This is a genomic window from Saccharothrix longispora, from assembly GCF_030852425.1.
In the GTDB taxonomy this organism is placed as follows: domain Bacteria; phylum Actinomycetota; class Actinomycetes; order Mycobacteriales; family Pseudonocardiaceae; genus Actinosynnema; species Actinosynnema longispora.
Genome location: NZ_NSDM01000016.1, coordinates 1 through 19,621 on the forward strand (window position 1 = coordinate 1; position 19,621 = coordinate 19,621).

Sequence of the window (19,621 nt, forward strand, 5' to 3'; positions counted from 1 at the left end):
AACGACGAGCGGCACTGCCGCGATGGCTGCACACCTACAATCACCACCGCGGCCACACCGCGCTCAAGGGCCAACCACCCGCCAGCCGCGTCCCCAACCTCACAGGACAGAACACCTAGTCGTCGATCGTCCAGACCAGGGTGTTCAGGTCGGTCTCCGGGCGGGAGCTCCAGCGGACCGAGAAGATCGCCGTGTCCTCCGGCAGCACGTAGACGGTGTGCCCGCCGGCCGTCTCGCCCGGCTGCACGCCGATCTTGTGCGGCGGCCGGGACGACAGGGAGACGGGGGCCTTGCCCACCGTCTCGCCGGTGGTCGTCATCAGCACCAGGTACATGTCGGGCAGCGCGTTGAACGGCACCTTGCCCGTGTTCGCGAGCTCCGTGTGCACGACCACGGCCCGCTCGCCGGGGGCCAGCTTGTAGCCGGCGGCGGTGAACAGGAAGTCGGCCGGGTCGACGACCTCGACCAGCTGGATCGTGAGCCGGGCGCCCTCCAGGCCCTCGGTCTCCAGCGCGCTGCCGATCTTGCCGGTGCGCGAGCGCGGGGTGGGCTGCTGGTCGCCCCGCGCCCAGCCGGACGTGCCGGGCACCCCCCACACGCTCATCGGCTCGGGCGCCGGCACGGGGCCGGACTGGTGCGGCTGCGGCTGCGCCGGGAACGGCTGGCTGGGCGGGCCCTGCGGCGGGGCGTACGGCGGGTAGGGGCCCGACGGTGTGCCCGCGCCGGGGTACGGCCCGCTGGGCGTGCCGCGCACCTGCCCGGCGGGCGGACCCGCGTAGTTGCCCCAGGCCATGCTGTTGGCGAGCGCCTTGCGGATGCCGTTCGGGTCGCACTCGACGCCGACCAGCAGCGGCAGGCCGCTGCCCGACAGGGTGATCAGCCGGGTGGCCGCCTCCCGCGGGTCCATGCCGAGCTTGGCCGCCAGCTCGTGGACCGCCGCCCGGCCCGACTCGGCGAGCAGCGCGAGCAGGCGTGCGTCTACGGGGTCCGGCGTTACCACACCACCGAACGCTACCCGCTCGGTGCGATCTTCGCGGCATCGGCCCGTCGACTGGTCGTCGCTTCCACGGTCGGACTAGTGTGCTGCGGGCGGCGGTCTCGTCCCCGCGATCCGTTCACCGTATGTGGTACACAAGGGGGTTAGGGTGTCCGACTCGTTTGTGCACCTCCACGTGCACACCGAGTACTCGATGCTCGATGGCGCGGCGAAGCTGAAGGACATGTTCGCCGAGTGCGAGCGGATGGGCATGCCCGCGGCCGCGATCACCGACCACGGCAACATGTACGGGGCCTACGACTTCTACCGGCAGGCCACCGCCGCCGGCGTCAAGCCCATCATCGGCATCGAGGCGTACCTCTCCCCCGAGTCCCGCTTCAACAAGAAGCGCGTGCTGTGGGGCGACCCGGGGCAGAAGTCGGACGACGTCTCCGCCAGCGGCGCGTACACCCACCAGACCATCTGGGCCCGCACCAACGAGGGCCTGCACAACCTGATGAAGCTCTCCAGCCGGGCCTCCACGGAGGGCCAGCTGGGCAAGTGGCCGCGCATGGACGCCGAGCTGATCGCCGAGCACTCGGCGGGGCTCATGGCGACCACCGGCTGCCCCTCCGGCGAGGTGCAGACCCGCCTGCGCCTCGGCCACGAGCGGGAGGCCCTGGAGGCCGCCGCCAAGTGGCGCGACATCTACGGCGCGGACAACTTCTTCGTCGAGCTGATGGACCACGGCATCGAGATCGAGAGCCGGGTGCGCGGCGGTCTGCTGGAGATCGCCAGGAAGCTCGCCATCCCGTTCGTCGTGACGAACGACTCGCACTACACCTACGCCGAGGACCGCGAGGCGCACGAGGCGCTGCTGTGCGTGCAGACCGGCAAGACGCTCCAGGACCCGACCCGGTTCAAGTTCGACGGCACCGGCTACCACCTGAAGTCGCCCGACGAGATGCGCGCGATCGACTCGTCCGACGCCTGGCAGCAGGGCTGCCGCAACACCCTGCTGGTGGCGGAGAAGGTCGACACGACCGGCATGTTCGCCTTCCAGAACCTGATGCCGCGCTACCCGGTGCCGGCGGGCATGACCGAGGCCGACTACTTCCGCGAGGAGGTCTGGGCCGGCATGCGCCGCCGGTTCCCGGACGGCGTGGACGAGGTCCACGAGAAGCAGGTCGAGTTCGAGATCGGCGTCATCCTCCAGATGGGCTTCCCGTCCTACTTCCTGGTGGTCGCCGACTTCATCAACTGGGCCAAGGCCAACGGCATCCGCGTCGGCCCGGGCCGCGGTTCCGCCGCGGGCGCGCTCATCGCCTACGCGATGGGCATCACCGACCTCGACCCGCTGGCCCACGGCCTGATCTTCGAGCGGTTCCTCAACCCGGACCGCGTCAGCCCGCCCGACATCGACATCGACTTCGACGAGCGCCGGCGCGGTGACGTGATCCGGTACGTGACCGAGAAGTGGGGCGCCGACAAGGTCGCCCAGGTGATCACGTTCGGCACGATCAAGGCGAAGGCGGCGATCAAGGACTCCGCCCGCGTGCTGTACGGGCAGCCGGGCTACGCGGTGGCCGACCGCATCTCCAAGGCCATGCCGCCCGCCGTGATGGGCAAGGACATCCCGCTGTCGGGCGTGTTCGACCCGGCGCACAAGCGGTACTCCGAGGCGGCCGAGGTCCGGGCGCTCTACGAGACGGACCCCCAGGTCAAGGAGATCATCGACACCGGCCGCGGCCTGGAGGGCCTGATCCGCAACGCGGGCGTGCACGCCTGCGCGGTGATCATGTCCGCGGAGCCGCTGACGGACCACATCCCGGTCTGGATGCGCCCGCAGGACGGCTCGATCATCACCCAGTTCGACTACCCGACGTGCGAGACGCTCGGCCTGCTGAAGATGGACTTCCTGGGCCTGAGCAACCTGACCACGATCGACGACACGCTCAAGAACATCGAGCTGAACGGCAAGGCGCCGGTCGACCTCGACCACCTCGGCCTGGACGACAAGAAGACCTACGCCCTGCTGTCGAAGGGCGAGACGCTGGGCGTGTTCCAGCTGGACGGCGGCCCCATGCGGGACCTGCTGCGGCTGATGCGCCCCGACAACTTCGAGGACATCTCGGCCGTGGGCGCGCTGTACCGCCCGGGCCCGATGGGCGCGAACTCGCACACGAACTACGCGCTGCGCAAGAACAAGCTCCAGGAGATCACGCCGATCCACCCGGCGCTGGCCGACGCCCTGGAGGACATCCTGGGCACGACGTACGGCCTGATCGTGTACCAGGAGCAGGTCATGGCGATCGCGCAGAAGCTGGCGGGCTACTCGCTCGGCCAGGCGGACCTGCTGCGCCGCGCGATGGGCAAGAAGAAGAAGGAGATCCTGGACAAGGAGTTCGCCGGCTTCGAGAAGGGCATGCTCGACAACGGCTACCCGGCCGACGCGATCAAGACCCTGTGGGACATCCTCGTCCCGTTCGCGGACTACGCGTTCAACAAGGCGCACTCCGCCGCGTACGGCCTGGTCTCCTACTGGACCGCGTACCTCAAGGCGAACTACCCGGCCGAGTTCATGGCCGCCCTGCTCACCACGAACTCGGACAACAAGGACAAGTCGGCCATCTACCTGGCCGAGTGCCGCCGGATGGGCATCACGGTGCTCCCGCCGGACGTCAACGAGTCGGAACGCGAGTTCGTCGCGGTCGGGGACGACATCCGGTTCGGCCTGGGCGCGATCCGCAACGTCGGCGCGAACGTGGTCGACGCGATCATCGCGACCCGCAAGGAGAAGGGGAAGTTCACCGACTTCTCCGACTTCCTGCGCAAGGTCGACGCCCAGGCGTGCAACAAGAAGGTCGTCGAATCGCTGATCAAGGCGGGCGCGTTCGACTCGCTCGGCCACCCGCGCAAGGGCCTGCACATGGTCCACGTCGAGGCGGTCGACGCGGTCATGCTGACCAAGAAGGAGGAGGCGCGCGGCCAGTTCGACCTGTTCGGCGACGGCGGCGGCGACGACGGCGCGTCGGTGTTCGACGTCAGGATCCCCGAGGAGCACTGGGAGTCCAAGCACCAGCTCACCCTGGAGCGGGAGATGCTGGGCCTGTACGTGTCGGGCCACCCGCTCAACGGCGTGGAGCAGATCCTCTCGTCCTACTCGGACACCTCGATCGCGCGCATCCTGGAAGGCGACGTGCCGGACGGGCAGCAGGTCACGCTGGGCGGCATCCTCGCCTCGGTGACGCGCCGGGTGAACAAGAACGGCGAGCCGTGGGCGTCGGCGATGCTGGAGGACCTCGCCGGCGGCATCGAGGTGCTGTTCTTCCCCAAGAGCTACATCGTGCACGGCATGTCGGTGGCCGAGGACGCGATCGTGCTGGTCAAGGCGCGGGTGGCGAAGCGGGACGACCGGACCTCGCTGATCGCCAACGACCTGGTGGTGCCGGACCTGGCCGAGCTGGGGTCGCAGGCGCTGAAGCTGAAGCTGTCCGCGTCGCGGTGCGACCCGAGGACGGTGACCTCCCTCAAGGAGGTGCTGCGCGCCCACCCGGGTTCGACCGAGGTGCACCTCAACCTCGTCATCAACAGCAGCCGCAACACGCTGCTGAAGCTGGACGACGCGCTCCGGGTCGCCCCCACCCCGTCCCTGATGGGAGACCTGAAGGCGCTGCTCGGTCCGGGGTGCTTGGGCTGATCGGGTGATACCGGCCGGTTGCGGGGACACGAGCACCTCTCGATTCGTTTGAGTGAACAGGGTTAACTCAAACTGGGAGGGGCTCTCCGATGGGGGAGAAGATCGCCGGTCTCGACGTGCTGGGCGAGGAGTACTTCGCCGATCCGCACGCGTACCACGCCGCGTTCCGCGAGGGAGCGGCGGCGACCCGGGTGGTGCTGCCGCGCGGGTCCAGGGCGTGGCTGGTGACCCGGTACGAGGAGGCCCGGTCGGTGCTCGCCGACCCGAGGTTCAGCAAGCACCACGAGGGCTTCCGGCGGGTGGTCGAGCTGTCCCGCCCGGACGGGGTCGAGGGACCGGCGTTCGACGAGTCGCTGGCCAGGACCATGCTGAACATGGACCCGCCGGACCACACGCGGCTGCGCAAGCTCGTCACCAAGGCGTTCACCGCCCGCCGCGTCGAGCTGCTGCGCCCCCGCGTCCGGGAGATCACCCGGTCCCTGCTGGACGAGGCGGCGGCGCGGGGTGACGTCGACCTGGTGGACGCGCTGGCGTTCCCGCTGCCCATCACGGTCATCTGCGAGATGCTCGACGTGCCGATGGACCGGCGCGACGACTTCCGGCAGTGGTCGAACGTGCTGGTGGGCGGCAGCTTCGAGCCGGTGGACATCCAGGCGGCCGGGCAGGCGATGGCCGGCTACCTGCTCCAGCTCGTCGAGCACAAGCGGGCCGACCCCGGTGACGACTTCTTCTCCGAGCTGGTCCACGCCGGCGACGACGGGGACCGGCTCGACCAGGGCGAGCTGATCGCGATGGCGTTCCTGCTGCTCGTCGCCGGGCACGAGACGACGGTCAACCTGATCGCCAACGGCGTCTACCACCTGCTGCGCCACCCCGACCAGCTGGCGAAGCTGCGCGACGACCCGTCGCTGCTGCCCGGCGCGGTGGAGGAGTTCCTGCGCTACGAGAGCCCGATCAACCAGGCGACGGTGCGCTACACCACCGAGGACGTCGAGCTGGGCGACGTGGTCATCCCGAAGGACAGCCTGGTGCTGGTGTCGCTGCTGTCGGGCAACCGGGACGAGGCGAAGTTCCCCGACGCCGACCGGTTCGACATCACCCGGCCGACCGGCGGGCACCTGGCGTTCGGGCACGGCATCCACTTCTGCCTGGGCGCGCCGCTGGCCCGGCTGGAGGGCGAGATCGCCGTGGGCATGCTGCTGGAGCGCTTCGACGTGACGCCGACCGAGGACCCGGAGTCGCTGCCGTGGCGGCCGGGGACGCTGATCAGGGGGCTGGTGGAGCTGCCGGTTAACCTCACGCCCCGTGGAGCGCGATGAACTGCTGAAGCTGGACCGGGCGCACGTCTGGCACCCGTACGGCCCGATGCCGGGCACCCTGGAGCCGCTGGTGGTCTCGTCGGCCTCGGGGGTCCGGCTCCGGCTGGACGACGGGCGCGAGCTGGTCGACGGCATGTCGTCGTGGTGGGCCGCGATCCACGGCTACCGGCACCCCGTGCTCGACGCGGCGGTGCGCGACCAGCTCGGCCGGATGAGCCACGTGATGTTCGGCGGCCTCACCCACGAGCCCGCGGTGGCGCTGTGCGCGAAGCTCGTGGAGATCACGCCCGCGCCGCTGGAGCACGTGTTCCTGTGCGACTCGGGGTCGGTGTCCGTCGAGGTCGCGGTCAAGATGGCCCTCCAGTACTGGCGCTCCCGGGGGCGCCCGGAGAAGCGGAGGCTGCTGACCTGGCGCGGCGGCTACCACGGCGACACGTTCCAGCCGATGTCCGTGTGCGACCCGGAGGGCGGGATGCACTCGCTGTGGCGGGGCGTGCTGCCCGAGCAGGTGTTCGCCCCCGCGCCGCCGCGCGAGCTGGAGACCGACTACGTGCGGGTGCTGGCCGACCTGGTCGAGCGGCACGCGCACGAATTGGCCGCCGTCGTCGTCGAACCCGTGGTGCAGGGCGCGGGCGGCATGCGGTTCCACGACCCGCGCTACCTGCACGTGCTGCGCGAGCTGACCCTGGCGCACGACGTGCTGCTGGTCTTCGACGAGATCGCCACCGGCTTCGGCCGCACCGGCGAGCTGTTCGCCGCCGACCACGCCGGGATCAGCCCGGACGTCATGTGCGTGGGCAAGGCGCTGACCGGCGGCTACCTGTCGATGGCGGCGACCCTGTGCACGTCCGCCGTGGCCGACGGCATCTCGCGCGGCGAGGTGCCCGTGCTCGCCCACGGCCCGACGTTCATGGGCAACCCGCTCGCCTCGGCGGTGGCGCTGGCCTCGACGGAACTGCTGCTGTCGCAGGACTGGAGGGGCGCCGTGGGGCGCGTCTCGGACGGGCTGCGCGCCGGTCTCGCCGACGCGCCGGGTGACGTGCGGGTGCTGGGCGCGATCGGCGTGGTGCAGCTCGACCACCAGGTCGACGTGGTCGCCGCCACCGCCGCGGCCGTCGACCGCGGCGTGTGGCTGCGCCCGTTCCGGGACCTGATCTACACCATGCCGCCGTTCGTCAGCACGGACGACGACGTGGCCGCGATCTCGGCCGCCGTGGTGGCGGCGGCCGAGGCGTCACGTGCGCAGCAGCGTTGACGCCCACACCAGCAGCAGGACCGAGTAGCCCACGCACAGCCACCCCAGCGTCGCGCTGCGGGTCCGCCCGAGGCGGGGGAACAGCCTGGTCGCCACCGGTGAGAGCAGGACGGCCAGGCAGATCGCGGCGACGCCGTACGCGCCCGCGAACGCGCCCGCCGCGTAGTCCGGGGGCAGGGCGGCGAAGTCGGCGAGACCGCTGGGCAGGCACGCCAGCGCCACCGGCGTCCACGTCCACGCCAGCGCGACCAGGTCCGTCCTGATGGCCGCGTCCGCCGTGTCGCGGTTGATCGCGTAGACCCCCCACATCGCGATCGCGCCGCCGCCCCACAGCCAGCCGGCCACGGTGGAGAACACCTGGGTCTCCTCGAACGCGTACCCCGCCCACGGCATCAGCCCGCCCCACACGAGGAAGTGCCCGGCGACCACGACGGCGGCCACCAGCAGCACGACCAGGAGTCGGACGCCGAACCGCTGCCGGGCGAACCAGTTCTCCCGCGCGGGGACCACCCTCCTCGCACGTTCCGCCGCGGCGGCGATCGCCACCTGCCGCAGGCGAGGGGCCAGCACCTCCTCGTCGTACCTGCGCGCGCTCTCGGCCTGCCGCCGCCTGCGCCTGCCCTTCTTGCCCACGTCGCACCCCCCTCACGTGCGCAGCAGGGTCGAGGCCCACACCAGCAGCAGGACCGAGTAGCCGATCCAGGCCCAGCCCAGCCACCCGCCGTCCACGTCCCCCAGCCGCGGGAACAGCTTGACCAGCAACGCCGAGAGCAGGCTGATCACGATGCCGGCCAGCGGGACGATGATCACGCCGTACGCGCTCGCGTACACGCCCGCCCAGTAGTCGGTGGGCAGCGCGGTGGAGTCGGCGTAGTCGCTGGGGAAGCACGCCAGGGCGATCGGCGTCCACGCCCACGCCGTGGTGAGCAGCCTCTTCCGCACCGCGGGGTTCGCCGTCGCGCGGTTGACGGCGTAGACGCCCCACGCCATCACCGCGCCGCCGCCGTACAGCCAGCCGACGACGGTCGACAGCACCGGTACCCGGCCGACCAGCGCGCCCACCGCGGGGATGACCTCGCCCCACAGCAGGAAGTGCAGCCCGACCGCCAACCCGATCCCGCCGAGGACGACGAGGGTCTGCGTCCCGCCGCCCTGCCGGTTGAACCAGTTCCGCTGTGCCCGCACGGCCTGCCGCCCGGCGGCGTACGCCGTCCCGCCCGGCGGACCGCTCCGCCGACGACGCCCGCGTCTGCCGGACCCGCCCACGTCAGACCTCGACCGCGGCGGCCAGTTCGGTGTTCGTCGGCTCGACGAGCACCCGGCCGTCCGGGAGCAGGACGACCGGGATGTTCTTCCTGCCGCCGGCCAGCTCGACCGCGCGGTCGCGGGCCGCGTCGTCGTGCTCGACGTCGAACTCCGTGAACGGCACCGCGTGCTCCCGCAGCCACGCCTTCGCACGCCGGCAGTCACCGCACCAGTTCGCACCGTAGAGAACGATCTCACCCATGCCGGTGACTGTAGAACGCGGACGATCGCCACGCTCCGTGCAGGCCTAGGGTGAGAGCCCGTGAGCGTCCTCGTGATCACCGGCACGGGCACCGAGGTCGGCAAGACGGTGGTCGTCGCGGCCCTGGCCGCCCTGGCGGTCGCCGACGGCCGACGGGTCGCCGTGCTCAAGCCCGCGCAGACCGGCATCGCCGACGGCGAACCGGGGGACCTGGCCGAGGTGGCCCGGCTCGCCGGCCCGGTCACCACCCGTGAGCTGCGGCGCTATCCCGAGCCGCTGGCCCCGGCCACCGCCGCGCGCCGCTCCGGGCAGCCGACCGTGCACCCCGCCGACGTGGCCGCCGCCGCCGTGGAGCTGGACGCGACGCACGACCTGGTGCTCGTGGAGGGCGCGGGCGGGCTGCTGGTGCGCTTCGACGAGGCCGGTTCGACGATCGCCGACGCCGCGTGGGCGCTCAACGCCCCCGTGCTGGTCGTGGCCCAGGCGGGCCTGGGCACGTTGAACGCCACCGCGCTGACGGCCGAGGCCCTGCTGCGGCGCGGCCTGGAGTCGGTGGGCGTGGTGGTGGGCCGCTGGCCCGCCGACCCCGACCTGGCCTCCCTGAGCAACCTCGTCGACCTGCCCGAGGCCGCCGGCGCGCCGCTGCTCGGCGTGCTGCCCGACGGCGCGGCGGCGCTCGGCCGGGCCGAGTTCACCGGGGCGGCCCGCGCCGGCCTGTCGCCGTGGTTCGGCGGCACGTTCGACCCGGAGGAGTTCACCGCGTCGCACTCGTGCCGCCCGGAACAGTGACACCGGAACAGTGATGCGGACCCAGTGACGTACGTCGCTGGGCACCCGGTGGTCCGTGCGGCAGACTGGCCGCCGACCACCGCCGACGATGGAGGAGAAGTCGTGACCGCAGCCCCCGAACAGGTCGACGTCCTCGGAGTCGCGCGCGAGCAGGTGCTGGAGCGGGGCGTCGGGTTGTCCGAGGAGCAGGTGCTCGAAGTCCTCCGGCTGCCCGACGAGCGCATCCCCGACCTGCTGGAACTGGCGCACGCGGTGCGGATGCGCTGGTGCGGGCCGGAGGTCGAGGTCGAGGGCATCGTGTCGCTCAAGACCGGCGGCTGCCCCGAGGACTGCCACTTCTGCTCGCAGTCCGGCCAGTTCCCGTCCCCGGTGCGCTCGGCGTGGCTCGACATCCCCGGCCTGGTGAAGGCCGCCCGGCAGACCGCCGAGACCGGCGCGACCGAGTTCTGCATCGTGGCGGCGGTGCGCGGCCCCGACAAGCGCCTGCTGTCCCAGGTCCGCGACGGCATCGAGGCCATCCGCGAGGACGGCAACGACATCCAGATCGCGTGCTCGCTCGGCATGCTCACCCAGGAGCAGGTGGACGAGCTGGTGGCGATGGGCGTCCACCGCTACAACCACAACCTGGAGACGGCGCGCTCCCACTTCCCGAACGTGGTCACCACCCACTCGTGGGAGGAGCGGTGGGACACCCTGACCATGATCCGCGAGGCGGGCATGGAGGTGTGCTGCGGCGGCATCATCGGCATGGGCGAGACCTTGGCGCAGCGCGCCGAGTTCGCCGTGCAGCTGGCCGCGCTGGAGCCCGACGAGGTGCCGCTGAACTTCCTCATCCCCAACCCGGGGACGCCGTACGAGAACTACCCGGTGGTCGAGGGCCCGGACGCGCTGCGCGCGGTCGGCGCGTTCCGCCTGGCCCTGCCCCGCACGATCCTGCGCTTCGCGGGCGGGCGCGAGCTGACCTTCGGCGACCTGGGCGCGAAGCAGGGCATGCTCGGCGGGGTCAACGCGATCATCGTCGGCAACTACCTGACCAACCTCGGCAGGCCCGCGCAGCAGGACCTCGACATGCTCACCGAGCTGTCCATGCCGATCAAGGAACTGGGCAAGACCCTCTGATGGCGGATGCCGTGACGACGGGCGCCGCGACGTACTGCGGGTACTGCGGCGGCGAGGTGGCCGGTGCGGACCACGCGGCGTGCGCGGCCCGGCTGGGCGTGATCGACCCGCCGCGCTTCTGCGCCCGGTGCGCGCGGCGGATGGTGGTGCAGGTGACCCCGGCCGGCTGGACCGCCACGTGCAGCCGGCACGGGGAGACCACCTCCGCGCGGTAACCTGCCCTGCATCCGGTCACGGGTGCGGTGGCCGCGGGGTGCAGGGAGGTCGTCGGGTGGCGGAGCAACCGGTGGACGAGCGGGTCGCGCCCGTTCGGGTGCCACCCGCGCCGGCGTTCGAGCACTACTACGTGGTGCGCCGGCCGCGGGTCGTGGTGAAGCGCGACCTGCTGCCCGCGTTCTCCGTGCTGTCGGCCGTCGCCCTGGTGGGGCTGCCCGCCGGGTGGCTGTGGGCGTGGCTCGCGCCGCCGCAGAACGTGGTCGTGCAGGACGACGCGTCCCTGGTCCCGGTGACCGGGGAGAGCTACCACCGGCTCGACGGGCTGATGCTGTTCGTGCTGATCGGGCTGGTCGCCGGGCTGCTGATCGGCATCGCGGTGTGGATGCTGCGCGAGCGGCGCGGTCCCGTGGTGATGCTGGGCGCGGTGCTCGGGTCGGCCCTCGCCGGGTTCCTGGCGCAGCGCACCGGGCTCGGCGCCGCGGGCGGGGAGTACGCGCTGGGCGCCGCGCCCGGGGTCGGCGACGTGATCGCGCTGGCCCCCGTCCTGGAGACGTGGTGGGGACTGCTCGCGTGGCCCCTGGGCGCGGCGCTGGCCTACGGCTGCCTGGCCGCGTGGAACGGGATGGACGACCTCGGGCGACGGCTGGGGTAGCCCGTCAGAGCGCGTACGCGGTGTCGGGCACGTCGGTGACGAACATGTGCCCCGGCGCGTGCGTGATCGCGAACGGCGGCTTCGACGCCACGACCGCGGCCTGCGGGGTGACGCCGCACGCCCAGAACACGGGGACGTCGCCGTCGTGCGGTTCGGTGCGGTCGCCGAAGTCCGGCCGGTCCAGGTCCGGGATGCCCAGCTCGGCGGGGTCGCCCACGTGGACCGGCGCGCCGTGGACGGCCGGCATCCGGGCGGTCACCTCCCACGCCGTCCCGACCAGCGCGGCCGGGACGTACCGCATCGACACGACCATCGGGCCGTGCAGCCGGCCGGCGGGGCGGCAGGGGATCGTCGTGACGTACATCGGCACGTTGCGCCCCTGCTCGACGTGCCGCAGCGGCACGCCGGCGGCCCTGAGCCGCGACTCGAAGGTGAAGCTGCACCCGATGAGGAACGCCACCAGGTCGTCGCGCCAGAAGGGCGCCGCGTCGGTGAACTCGCCGCGCAGCTCGCCGTGCTCCCACACGCGGTAGCGGGGCAGGTCGCGCATCAGGTCGGCGTTGTCCGCCAGCACGGTGCCGCTGCTCCCCTCGTCGGTGACGTCGAGGATCGGGCACGGCTTGGGGTTGCGCTGGGCGAACAGCAGGACGTCGTAGGCCCAGTCGCGCGGCACGGCGATCAGGTTGGCCTGGGCGTAGCCGTCGGCGAGACCGGCGGTGGGGCCGGCGTGCGCGCGGCGGACCTCCCGGGGGGTCGTCGTCGTCATCGCAGTTCCACTCCCTTCGTCTCGGGCAGGCCGAACAGGGCGACCACGGCGATGCCGTAGCCGAGCGCGCCGAACACCATCGCGCCGCCGACGCCCATCGTGGTGGCCAGGAAGCCCACCGCCGTCGGGAACAGCGCGCCCATCCCGCGGCCGAAGTTGTAGGTGAAGCCCTGGCCCGTGCCGCGCAGGTCCGTCGGGTACAGCTCGGCGAGGTACGAGCCGAAGCCGCTGAAGATGGCCGAGGTGCTGAAGCCGAGCGGGAACGTGACGAGCAGCAGGATGCCGTTCCCGCCCGCCGGGATCTGGGTGAACAGCACGATCAGCAGCGCGCTCAGCACCGCGAACAGGGTGAACGTGCGCTTGCGGCCCAGCCGGTCGGTCAGGTGGCCGCCGGTGAGGTAGCCCGCGAACGCCCCGCCGATGAGCAGGGTCAGGTAGCCGCCCGTGCCGACGACGCTGAGGCCGCGTTCGGTCTTGAGGAACGTCGGGACCCAACTGGCGAGCGTGTAGTAGCCGCCCTGGACGCCGGTGGCGAGGAGCGCGGCGAAGAACGTCGTGCGGCCGAGCGGGGCGCGGAAGATCTCCCGGAAGCTGCCCTTGCGGGTGCTGGTCGCGCGGACCTCGTCGGCCCTGGGCGCGTCCTCGACGTTGCGGCGGATGTAGAAGACGAGGACGGCGGGGATCGCGCCGGTCCAGAACAGCACGCGCCAGGCCGTGTCCTGGGGCACGAAGCTGAACACGGCGGTGTAGACGATCACGCTGAGGGCCCAGCCGACGGCCCACGAGCTCTGCACGAACGCGATCGTGCGGCCCCGGTACCGGGGCTTGCAGTACTCGGCCACCAGGATCGCGCCCGCCGCCCACTCGCCGCCGAAGCCGAGGCCCTGGAGGGCGCGGAAGACCATCAGCATCTCGTAGCTGGTGGCGAAACCGCAGGCCACGGTGAAGACGGCGTACGTGATCACGGTGATCATGAGGGTGCGGACGCGGCCGATGCGGTCGGCGAGGATGCCCGCGACGGCGCCGCCGATGGCCGAGACGACCAGCGTGACGGTGTTCAGCAGGCCCGCCTGGCCCTGGCTGATGCCGAAGTAGGCGGTGATGGCGACCAGGCCCAGGGGCAGGACCTGGAAGTCGTAGGCGTCGAGCCCGTAGCCGCCGAACGCGCCCACGAAGGCGCGCTTGCCGTTGCGGCCCAGGGTGTGGAACCACGCGAACGGGCCGGTGGCGGTGGGTGTGGTGTCTGTCGTGCTCATGTCGGGTCACCTCGCAGCCGGAGGGATGTGCCGTGGACCACACCGTAGGGGATTGTTGAACAATCCCACCAGGGGGCAATAGGGCGAATCAACACGGGAACGATCGGGTGAGCGCTGCGGGCGCGCGAAGGGCCCCGGCCCTCCCGCGGGCGGCGGGGTGACCGGGGCGCGGGCGCGCGGGATCAGTTGCGGTGGGGGAGGTGGCCCAGTTCCGACAGCGGCGCCGGGACCGCGCTCAGCGCCGTCAGGATGCCCGCCTCGCGGTGCATGACCCGGCGGATCATGCGCAGCCGGCGGGCCGGCGAGGTCTCCTCCAGCAGGTGCTGGCGGTCCTCCATGGTGAGCAGGCAGTCGGCGGCCAGGGCGTAGGCCAGCTCGTCGGGACCGGTGTCGTCCGCCGGCGGGCGGTGGCCGTCGCCCTGGTAGGCGACTTCCCGGTAGCGGCCGTGGGCGGCGCGGGCGCCGGCGGCCAGCAGCGGGAGGGCGGCCTCCAGTTCGGGCGGCGTCGCGGCGTCGGGCAGCCACTCGACCGAGCCGACCAGGTACGGCGCGCTCTCCTCGTCGACCTCCAGCAGGCGGAACCGCCGCCCTCCCCGCGTGGTCAGGTCGAAGCGGCCGTCCGGCAGGCGCTTCGCGTCCTGGAGCACGGCCGTGCAGCCGACCGCGTGGAGCGCCTCGACGTTCTCCGACCCCACCTCCCAGCCCTGCTTGATCGACACGACGCCGAACGTCCGGTCCGGCACGGCGCCCGTCACGAGGTCCACCGTCAGCTGGCGGTACCTGGGCTCGAACACGTGCAGCGGCAGGGACGCCCCGGGCAGCAGCACGGTACCCAGCGGGAACAGGGGGAGCGTCGTGGTCACGGACCCAAGCTACGGGTGGCGGGTGGCCGCAGCACGGCGAACGGGTCCGTGACCCGCATCTCCCCCGAGGAGAAGCGGAACAGCGCCGCGGGCCGGCCGCCGGACGGACCGGGCGGCGCGGTGGCGCCGGTGGGTTCGAGCAGGCCCCGGCGGGACAGCACGCGCTGGAGGTTCGTCGCGGACACCGTGTAGCCCAGCGCCGCCGAGTACAGCGACCGCAGCGCGGAGATGGTGAACTCCGGCGGCGCCAGCGCGAAGCCGAGGTTGGTGTAGGACAGCTTGGACGCGAGCCTGCTGCGGGCGCGGCGGCAGATCGACTCGTGGTCGAACGCGGTGGGGGGCAGGGAGTCCACGGGGTGCCACTCGGTGTCCGACGGCACGACGGGGTCGATGTCGGAGGGCACCAGGCCGAGGAACGCGGTCGCCACGACGCGCGGTCCGGGCACCCGGGCGGGGTTGCTGAAGACGGCCAGCTGCTCCACGTGTGACAACTGTCGCACGTCGACCTTCTCCGCCAGCTGGCGCCGGATCGACGACTCGACGTCCTCGGAATCCCCCAGACCGCCTCCGGGCAGTGACCAGCGGTGAGCGTGCGGTTCCCGCGCGCGCCGCCACAACATGACCTGGAGTGATCCGGCTCTCACCTGGAGCACTGCGGCCAGCACCTCATGTCCCGCGAGACCCACCGGCTGATACTATCGGCAGTGTTTTCGACCGATAGGCGAAAACCTTGGCCCAAGGAGGAAGCATGGTCGCTACCGCTTACGTGGAGCGAACCTCGGACGGCGCGTACGACGGCATCGAGCCCGACGCCGACTGGCGGGACGAGGTGCTGCGGCTGGCCCGGGAGCGGGACGCCGTCATCCTCGCGCACAACTACCAGCTGCCCGAGATCCAGGACATCGCCCACCACACCGGCGACTCGCTGGCGCTCAGCCGCATCGCGGCCGCGAGCGACGCGTCCACCATCGTGTTCTGCGGCGTGCACTTCATGGCCGAGACCGCCAAGATCCTGGCCCCGCACAAGACGGTCCTGATCCCGGACGAGCGCGCCGGCTGCTCGCTGGCCGACTCGATCACCGGCGACGAGCTGCGCGCCTGGAAGGCCGAGCACCCCGGCGCCGTCGTCGTGTCCTACGTGAACACCACCGCCGAGGTGAAGGCGGAGACCGACATCTGCTGCACGTCGTCGAACGCGGTGGACGTGGTGGCCTCGATCCCGGCCGACCGCGAGGTGCTGTTCCTGCCGGACCAGTTCCTCGGCGCGCACGTCAAGCGCGAGACCGGCCGCGAGAACCTGCACATCTGGGCGGGCGAGTGCCACGTGCACGCGGGCATCAACGGCCCCGAGCTGGCGCGGCGCGCGGCCGACAACCCGGACGCCGACCTGTTCATCCACCCCGAGTGCGGCTGCGCGACCTCCGCGCTCTACCTCGCGGGCGAGGGCACCGTCCCGGCGGAGAAGGTCAAGATCCTCTCCACCGGCGACATGATCACCGCAGCCCGCGCCACCAGCGCCACGTCGGTGCTCGTGGCCACCGAGATCGGCATGCTGCACCAGCTGCGCCGCGCCGCGCCGGAGATCGACTTCCGCGCGGTGAACGACCGTGCGTCGTGCCGGTACATGAAGATGATCACCCCGACGGCCCTGCTGCGCGGCCTGCGCGAGGGCAAGGACGAGGTGCACGTGGACCCGGGGACCGCCGAGCGCGCCCGGGGCGCCGTGCAGCGCATGATCGAGATCGGGCAGCCCGGCGGCGGCGAGTGAGCGCCACGCCGGGACGGGGCCCGCTGTGGGAGGCCCGCGCCGACCTGGTGGTCGTCGGCACGGGGGTGGCCGGCCTGACGGCGGCGCTGCGCGCGCGTGAGCTGGGCCTGCGCGTGCTGGTCGTGACCAAGGCGTCCGGCGGCGACGGCAACACCCGGTGGGCGCAGGGCGGCGTCGCCGTCGTGCTGCCCGGCGAGCACGACGAGGGCGACTCCGTCGAGGCGCACGTGGTGGACACGCTCGTCGCGGGCGCGGGCCTGTGCGACGAGGACGCCGTGCGGGCGGTGGTCGGCGGCGGTCCGGCGGCGGTCACCCGGCTGCGCGAGCGCGGCGCCGTGTTCGACGCCCTGCCGGGCGGCGCCCTGGCGCGCACGCGGGAGGGCGGGCACAGCGCGTTCCGCGTCGTGCACGCCGGCGGCGACGCGACCGGGGCCGAGGTGGAGCGCGCGCTGCTCGCCGCGTCCCACGGGCAGGTCCCGGTGCTGGAGGACCACATCGCGGTGGACGCCGTGCGCACGCCGCTCGGCCAGGTCTGCGGGCTGCTGGTGCTCGACGGCAACGGCGTGCCGGGCGTGCTGACCGCACCCGCCGTGCTGCTGGCCAGCGGTGGCCTCGGGCAGCTCTACCAGGCGACCTCGAACCCCGAGGTGGCCACCGGCGACGGCCTGGCGCTGGCGCTGCGGGCGGGCGCGGTCGCGGCGGACGTCGAGTTCGTCCAGTTCCACCCGACCGTGCTCTACACCGGGCGCGGCGCGCGCGGCCGGTGCCCGCTGGTCACCGAGGCGGTGCGCGGCGAGGGCGCGGTGCTGGTCGACGCGACCGGCGCGCGGGTCATGCGCGGCGTGCACCCGCTGGAGGACCTGGCGCCGCGCGACGTCGTGGCCGCGGCGATCACCCGGCACCTGGCCGGCGCGCCCGGCGGCGTGGACGACCACGTGTTCCTCGACGCGACCGGCATCCCGGACCTCGCGCGGCGGTTCCCGACCGTCCACTCGGCGTGCCTGGCCGCGGGGGTGGACCCGTCGGCCGAGCCGATCCCGGTGGCCCCGGCCGCGCACTTCGCGTGCGGCGGCGTCGTGTCCGACGTGGACGGACGGACCGGCGTGACCGGCCTGTACGCGGCGGGCGAGGTGGCCCGGACCGGCCTGCACGGCGCGAACCGGTTGGCGTCCAACAGCCTCCTGGAAGGGCTGGTCGTCGGCACGCGCGCGGCCGAGGCGGTCGCGGCGGACCTGGCGGTGGGCCTCCTGGCGCGGTGCGCCGGCACGGCGTCGCTGCCGACCGCGCCGGTCGCCGACCGCGACTCGCTCCAGCGCGTGATGTCCCGCTACGCGGCCATCGGGCGCGACGCCGAGGGCCTGGCGGTCGTCGGCTCGGTGCTCGACCTCTCCACGGTCGACCGGGTGCTCGACACCCGGCAGCTGGTCGAGGACGCGGCGCTCACCGTGGCGGCGCGGGCCCTGATCGCGGCGGCGGCCGAGCGCGAGGAGTCGCGCGGCTGCCACGTGCGCACCGATTTCACCGAACGCGACGACCTGCGCGGGCGGCGCAGCCACGTCGTCCGGCTCAACCCGTCCGGGCAGCCCGTGCTGGCCGACCCGGTCGCGGCGAGGGGAGTGGCATGAACGACCTGGACCTCGACGACCTGCGGCGCGTGATCGCGACCGCCCTGGCGGAGGACCTCCGCTACGGACCGGACGCGACGACCGAGGCCACCGTGCCCGCGGACGCCGTGGCCGTGGCCGAGCTGACGCCCCGCGCAGCCGGTGTGCTCGCCGGCGTCCCCGCCGCCCTGGAGGTGTTCCGCCAGGTCACCGACGTGGAGGTGCTGGCGGAGCGCGAGGACGGCTCGAAGGCGGTCCCCGGCGAACCGGCGCTCGTGCTGCGCGGTCCCGTGCGCGGGCTGCTGACCGCCGAGCGCACCGCGCTGAACCTGGTGTGCCACCTGTCCGGCATCGCGACGCTGACCGCCGCGTGGGTGGACGAGGTCGCGGGCACCCGGGCGGCCGTCCGCGACTCCCGCAAGACCCTGCCGGGCCTGCGGCTGCTGGAGAAGTACGCGGTGCGCGCGGGCGGCGGCGTGAACCACCGGCTGGGCCTGGGCGACGCCGTGCTGATCAAGGACAACCACGTCCGGGCGGCGGGGTCCGTGCGGGCCGCGCTGGCCGCGGTGCGCGCGCACGCGCCCGACCTGGCGTGCGAGGTCGAGGTGGACTCGCTGGAGCAGCTGGACGAGGCCGTCGCCGAGGGCGCGGAGCTCGTGCTGCTGGACAACTTCACCGTCGCAGACTGCGCCGAGGCCGTCCGGCGGGCGGGCGGCGTGCGGCTGGAGGCGTCGGGCGGGCTGACCCTCGACGTGGCCCGGGCGTACGCGGAGACCGGCGTGGACTACCTGGCGGTCGGCGGCCTGACCCACTCGGCGCCCGCCCTGGACCTCGGGCTCGACCTGCGCTGAGCGCGACGGGAGGGCGCCCGCGTCCCGGCACGGGGACGCGGGCGCGTTCGGTCGGGAGGTGCACCGGTCAGGAGTCGCGGCGGTCGTCGCGCTCGACGTCGACGCGCTCCTTGCGGACCTGGCCGCTGACGCGCTCCTGCTCGGTGACGGCCTCCTTCTCCAGCCGCACCCGCTCGACCGGCTTCGTGGTCTTCTCCACCACGGGCTCCTCGCGGCGGAGGGTCACCGAGGCCTCCTCGTCGGTGAACGCCCGGTCGGTCGGCGCGCCGTCGGCCGGTTCGCGGACGACCCTGACCTCCTCGTGCGTGACCGGCACCGTCATGTCCCGCTGCTCGGTCACGGTGTGCTTCACCAGGCGCACCCGGCCGGCCTCCGCCTCGCGCGTGCCGACGTGGACGTCCTCCTCGTACCTGGTCACCGCGTCGTCGGCGCGGGTCTCGTGGCGGCCCTGGCGGGACGCCACCCCGCGCTCGTCGGCGCTGCCCGGCGTCCGGTCGGCGACCCCGCCGCCCGCCGCCGGGCCGGCGGCCATGCCCCCGGCGGCCTGCCCGCCGGAGCGGGCCTTCCCGCCGGGCAGCCGGTCGTGGTCGCCGCTGCGGTGGGCGGGGATCATCCCGTAGTGCGCGTACAGCTCGTCCTGCTGCTCGTCGGACATGTGCTGGTCGGACACGTCCACCCGCGGCGCGTCCTTCACCTGCTGCTTGTCCACGTGCACGGTGATGGTGCCGTTGCCCATGGTCGCGTCCTGGATCGGGACGAACGACTCCCTGAGCCCGAACAGGCCGGTGTGCACCGAGGCCCACATCGGCCGGCCGTCGCGGTCGTCGAGCCAGATCTGCTTGACGGAGCCGATCCGCTCGCCGTGCTCGTCGATGACCTCGCAGTCGTACAGCCGGTCCACTTCGGCCTGGTTGATCATGATCGCGTTCCCCTTCGCCGTCGCTGCTCTTCCGGAGAAGGGCTTCCCGGGCCACGCGGAC

19 protein-coding genes and 1 pseudogene are annotated in these 19,621 nt (G+C 72.8%); 11 read left to right on the top strand and 9 right to left on the bottom strand.

All coding sequences use genetic code 11. From position 1 onward, the window contains the following. Positions 1-119, top strand: a pseudogene (locus CKY47_RS30310) (IS481 family transposase); the annotation flags it as partial. On the opposite strand, the gene CKY47_RS30315 reads toward CKY47_RS30310, so the two are convergent. Next, positions 116-1,000: an Lrp/AsnC family transcriptional regulator gene (locus CKY47_RS30315; RefSeq protein WP_306749744.1), complete on the bottom strand. Its 885-nt coding sequence runs from the start codon at positions 998-1,000 to the stop codon at positions 116-118. The pseudogene CKY47_RS30310 and the gene CKY47_RS30315 overlap by 4 nt on opposite strands. Before the next feature lie 145 nt (positions 1,001-1,145). Here CKY47_RS30315 and dnaE point away from each other — a divergent pair, with 145 nt between their 5' ends. The 3 genes from dnaE to CKY47_RS30330 all read left to right on the top strand — a co-directional run bounded on the left by dnaE (position 1,146) and on the right by CKY47_RS30330 (position 7,250). Beyond that, complete coding sequence (gene dnaE, locus CKY47_RS30320) at positions 1,146-4,676, top strand: DNA polymerase III subunit alpha (RefSeq protein ID WP_306749745.1); 3,531 nt, start codon at positions 1,146-1,148, stop codon at positions 4,674-4,676. An 89-nt stretch (positions 4,677-4,765) separates the two neighbouring features. Then, positions 4,766-5,995, top strand: a complete 1,230-nt coding sequence (locus CKY47_RS30325) for a cytochrome P450 family protein (RefSeq protein ID WP_306749746.1) — start codon at positions 4,766-4,768, stop codon at positions 5,993-5,995. Next, complete coding sequence (locus tag CKY47_RS30330; RefSeq protein WP_306749747.1) at positions 5,982-7,250, top strand: adenosylmethionine--8-amino-7-oxononanoate transaminase; 1,269 nt, start codon at positions 5,982-5,984, stop codon at positions 7,248-7,250. The genes CKY47_RS30325 and CKY47_RS30330 overlap by 14 nt, the downstream gene beginning before the upstream one ends. On the opposite strand, the gene CKY47_RS30335 is transcribed toward CKY47_RS30330, so the two are convergent. From CKY47_RS30335 to CKY47_RS30345, 3 genes are all read right to left on the bottom strand, one after another. Next, positions 7,230-7,883 carry a hypothetical protein gene (locus CKY47_RS30335; protein WP_306749748.1) on the bottom strand — a complete coding sequence of 218 codons (654 nt, stop codon included), beginning with the start codon at positions 7,881-7,883 and terminating at the stop codon, positions 7,230-7,232. The two genes, CKY47_RS30330 and CKY47_RS30335, sit on opposite strands and share 21 nt — an antisense overlap. Before the next feature lie 12 nt (positions 7,884-7,895). After that, complete coding sequence (locus CKY47_RS30340) at positions 7,896-8,435, bottom strand: hypothetical protein (protein ID WP_306749749.1); 540 nt, start codon at positions 8,433-8,435, stop codon at positions 7,896-7,898. A gap of 82 nt (positions 8,436-8,517) precedes the next feature. Beyond that, entirely contained in the window at positions 8,518-8,757 is a 240-nt protein-coding gene (locus tag CKY47_RS30345) for a glutaredoxin family protein (RefSeq protein ID WP_306749750.1), read from the bottom strand. A 60-nt stretch (positions 8,758-8,817) separates the two neighbouring features. Here CKY47_RS30345 and bioD point away from each other — a divergent pair, with 60 nt between their 5' ends. The 4 genes from bioD to CKY47_RS30365 all read left to right on the top strand — a co-directional run bounded on the left by bioD (position 8,818) and on the right by CKY47_RS30365 (position 11,533). Next, on the top strand, positions 8,818-9,546 hold the full coding sequence (gene bioD, locus CKY47_RS30350) for a dethiobiotin synthase (RefSeq protein ID WP_306749751.1): 729 nt from the start codon (positions 8,818-8,820) through the stop codon (positions 9,544-9,546). Positions 9,547-9,648: 102 nt separating this feature from the next. Beyond that, complete coding sequence (gene bioB / locus CKY47_RS30355; protein WP_306749752.1) at positions 9,649-10,665, top strand: biotin synthase BioB; 1,017 nt, start codon at positions 9,649-9,651, stop codon at positions 10,663-10,665. Then, a complete protein-coding gene (bsaP, locus tag CKY47_RS30360) occupies positions 10,665-10,880 on the top strand; it encodes a biotin synthase auxiliary protein BsaP (protein ID WP_306749753.1) in 216 nt (71 codons plus the stop codon). The genes bioB and bsaP overlap by 1 nt, the downstream gene beginning before the upstream one ends. 56 nt (positions 10,881-10,936) lie before the next feature. Beyond that, on the top strand, positions 10,937-11,533 hold the full coding sequence (locus CKY47_RS30365; RefSeq protein WP_306749754.1) for a DUF2567 domain-containing protein: 597 nt from the start codon (positions 10,937-10,939) through the stop codon (positions 11,531-11,533). A gap of 4 nt (positions 11,534-11,537) precedes the next feature. Here CKY47_RS30365 and CKY47_RS30370 read toward each other — a convergent pair whose 3' ends face one another. The 4 genes from CKY47_RS30370 to CKY47_RS30385 form a co-directional block, all read right to left on the bottom strand. Then, positions 11,538-12,299, bottom strand: coding sequence for a putative hydro-lyase (locus CKY47_RS30370; protein ID WP_306749755.1), 762 nt, complete (start codon positions 12,297-12,299; stop codon positions 11,538-11,540). Beyond that, complete coding sequence (locus tag CKY47_RS30375; RefSeq protein ID WP_306749756.1) at positions 12,296-13,555, bottom strand: MFS transporter; 1,260 nt, start codon at positions 13,553-13,555, stop codon at positions 12,296-12,298. Before CKY47_RS30375 ends, CKY47_RS30370 begins: the two co-directional genes overlap by 4 nt. Before the next feature lie 182 nt (positions 13,556-13,737). After that, on the bottom strand, positions 13,738-14,418 hold the full coding sequence (locus CKY47_RS30380) for an LON peptidase substrate-binding domain-containing protein (RefSeq protein WP_306749757.1): 681 nt from the start codon (positions 14,416-14,418) through the stop codon (positions 13,738-13,740). After that, positions 14,415-15,104 (bottom strand): NUDIX hydrolase, encoded by a 690-nt coding sequence (locus tag CKY47_RS30385; protein ID WP_306749758.1) that lies wholly within the window; start codon positions 15,102-15,104, stop codon positions 14,415-14,417. Before CKY47_RS30385 ends, CKY47_RS30380 begins: the two co-directional genes overlap by 4 nt. Before the next feature lie 62 nt (positions 15,105-15,166). Between CKY47_RS30385 and nadA the strand changes: the two genes are divergently transcribed. From nadA to nadC, 3 genes are read left to right on the top strand one after another with little or no spacing between them, the layout of a single operon-like run. Beyond that, positions 15,167-16,186, top strand: coding sequence for a quinolinate synthase NadA (nadA, locus tag CKY47_RS30390; protein WP_306749759.1), 1,020 nt, complete (start codon positions 15,167-15,169; stop codon positions 16,184-16,186). Continuing rightward, positions 16,183-17,811 (top strand): L-aspartate oxidase, encoded by a 1,629-nt coding sequence (locus CKY47_RS30395; RefSeq protein ID WP_306749760.1) that lies wholly within the window; start codon positions 16,183-16,185, stop codon positions 17,809-17,811. Before nadA ends, CKY47_RS30395 begins: the two co-directional genes overlap by 4 nt. Continuing rightward, positions 17,808-18,641, top strand: a complete 834-nt coding sequence (nadC, locus tag CKY47_RS30400; RefSeq protein WP_306749761.1) for a carboxylating nicotinate-nucleotide diphosphorylase — start codon at positions 17,808-17,810, stop codon at positions 18,639-18,641. Before CKY47_RS30395 ends, nadC begins: the two co-directional genes overlap by 4 nt. 67 nt (positions 18,642-18,708) lie before the next feature. On the opposite strand, the gene CKY47_RS30405 is transcribed toward nadC, so the two are convergent. After that, positions 18,709-19,560, bottom strand: a complete 852-nt coding sequence (locus CKY47_RS30405) for a DUF2382 domain-containing protein (protein WP_306749762.1) — start codon at positions 19,558-19,560, stop codon at positions 18,709-18,711. Positions 19,561-19,621 lie beyond the last annotated feature (61 nt).

Coding starts and splice junctions, on each gene's coding strand:
- CKY47_RS30325 (WP_306749746.1), top strand. CDS start 4,766: ATGGGGGAGAAGATCGCCGGTCTCGACGTGCTGGGCGAGGAGTACTTC.
- CKY47_RS30345 (WP_306749750.1), bottom strand. CDS start 8,757: ATGGGTGAGATCGTTCTCTACGGTGCGAACTGGTGCGGTGACTGCCGG.
- bsaP (WP_306749753.1), top strand. CDS start 10,665: ATGGCGGATGCCGTGACGACGGGCGCCGCGACGTACTGCGGGTACTGC.
- CKY47_RS30370 (WP_306749755.1), bottom strand. CDS start 12,299: ATGACGACGACGACCCCCCGGGAGGTCCGCCGCGCGCACGCCGGCCCC.
- CKY47_RS30375 (WP_306749756.1), bottom strand. CDS start 13,555: ATGAGCACGACAGACACCACACCCACCGCCACCGGCCCGTTCGCGTGG.
- nadA (WP_306749759.1), top strand. CDS start 15,167: ATGGTCGCTACCGCTTACGTGGAGCGAACCTCGGACGGCGCGTACGAC.
- nadC (WP_306749761.1), top strand. CDS start 17,808: ATGAACGACCTGGACCTCGACGACCTGCGGCGCGTGATCGCGACCGCC.
- CKY47_RS30405 (WP_306749762.1), bottom strand. CDS start 19,560: ATGATCAACCAGGCCGAAGTGGACCGGCTGTACGACTGCGAGGTCATC.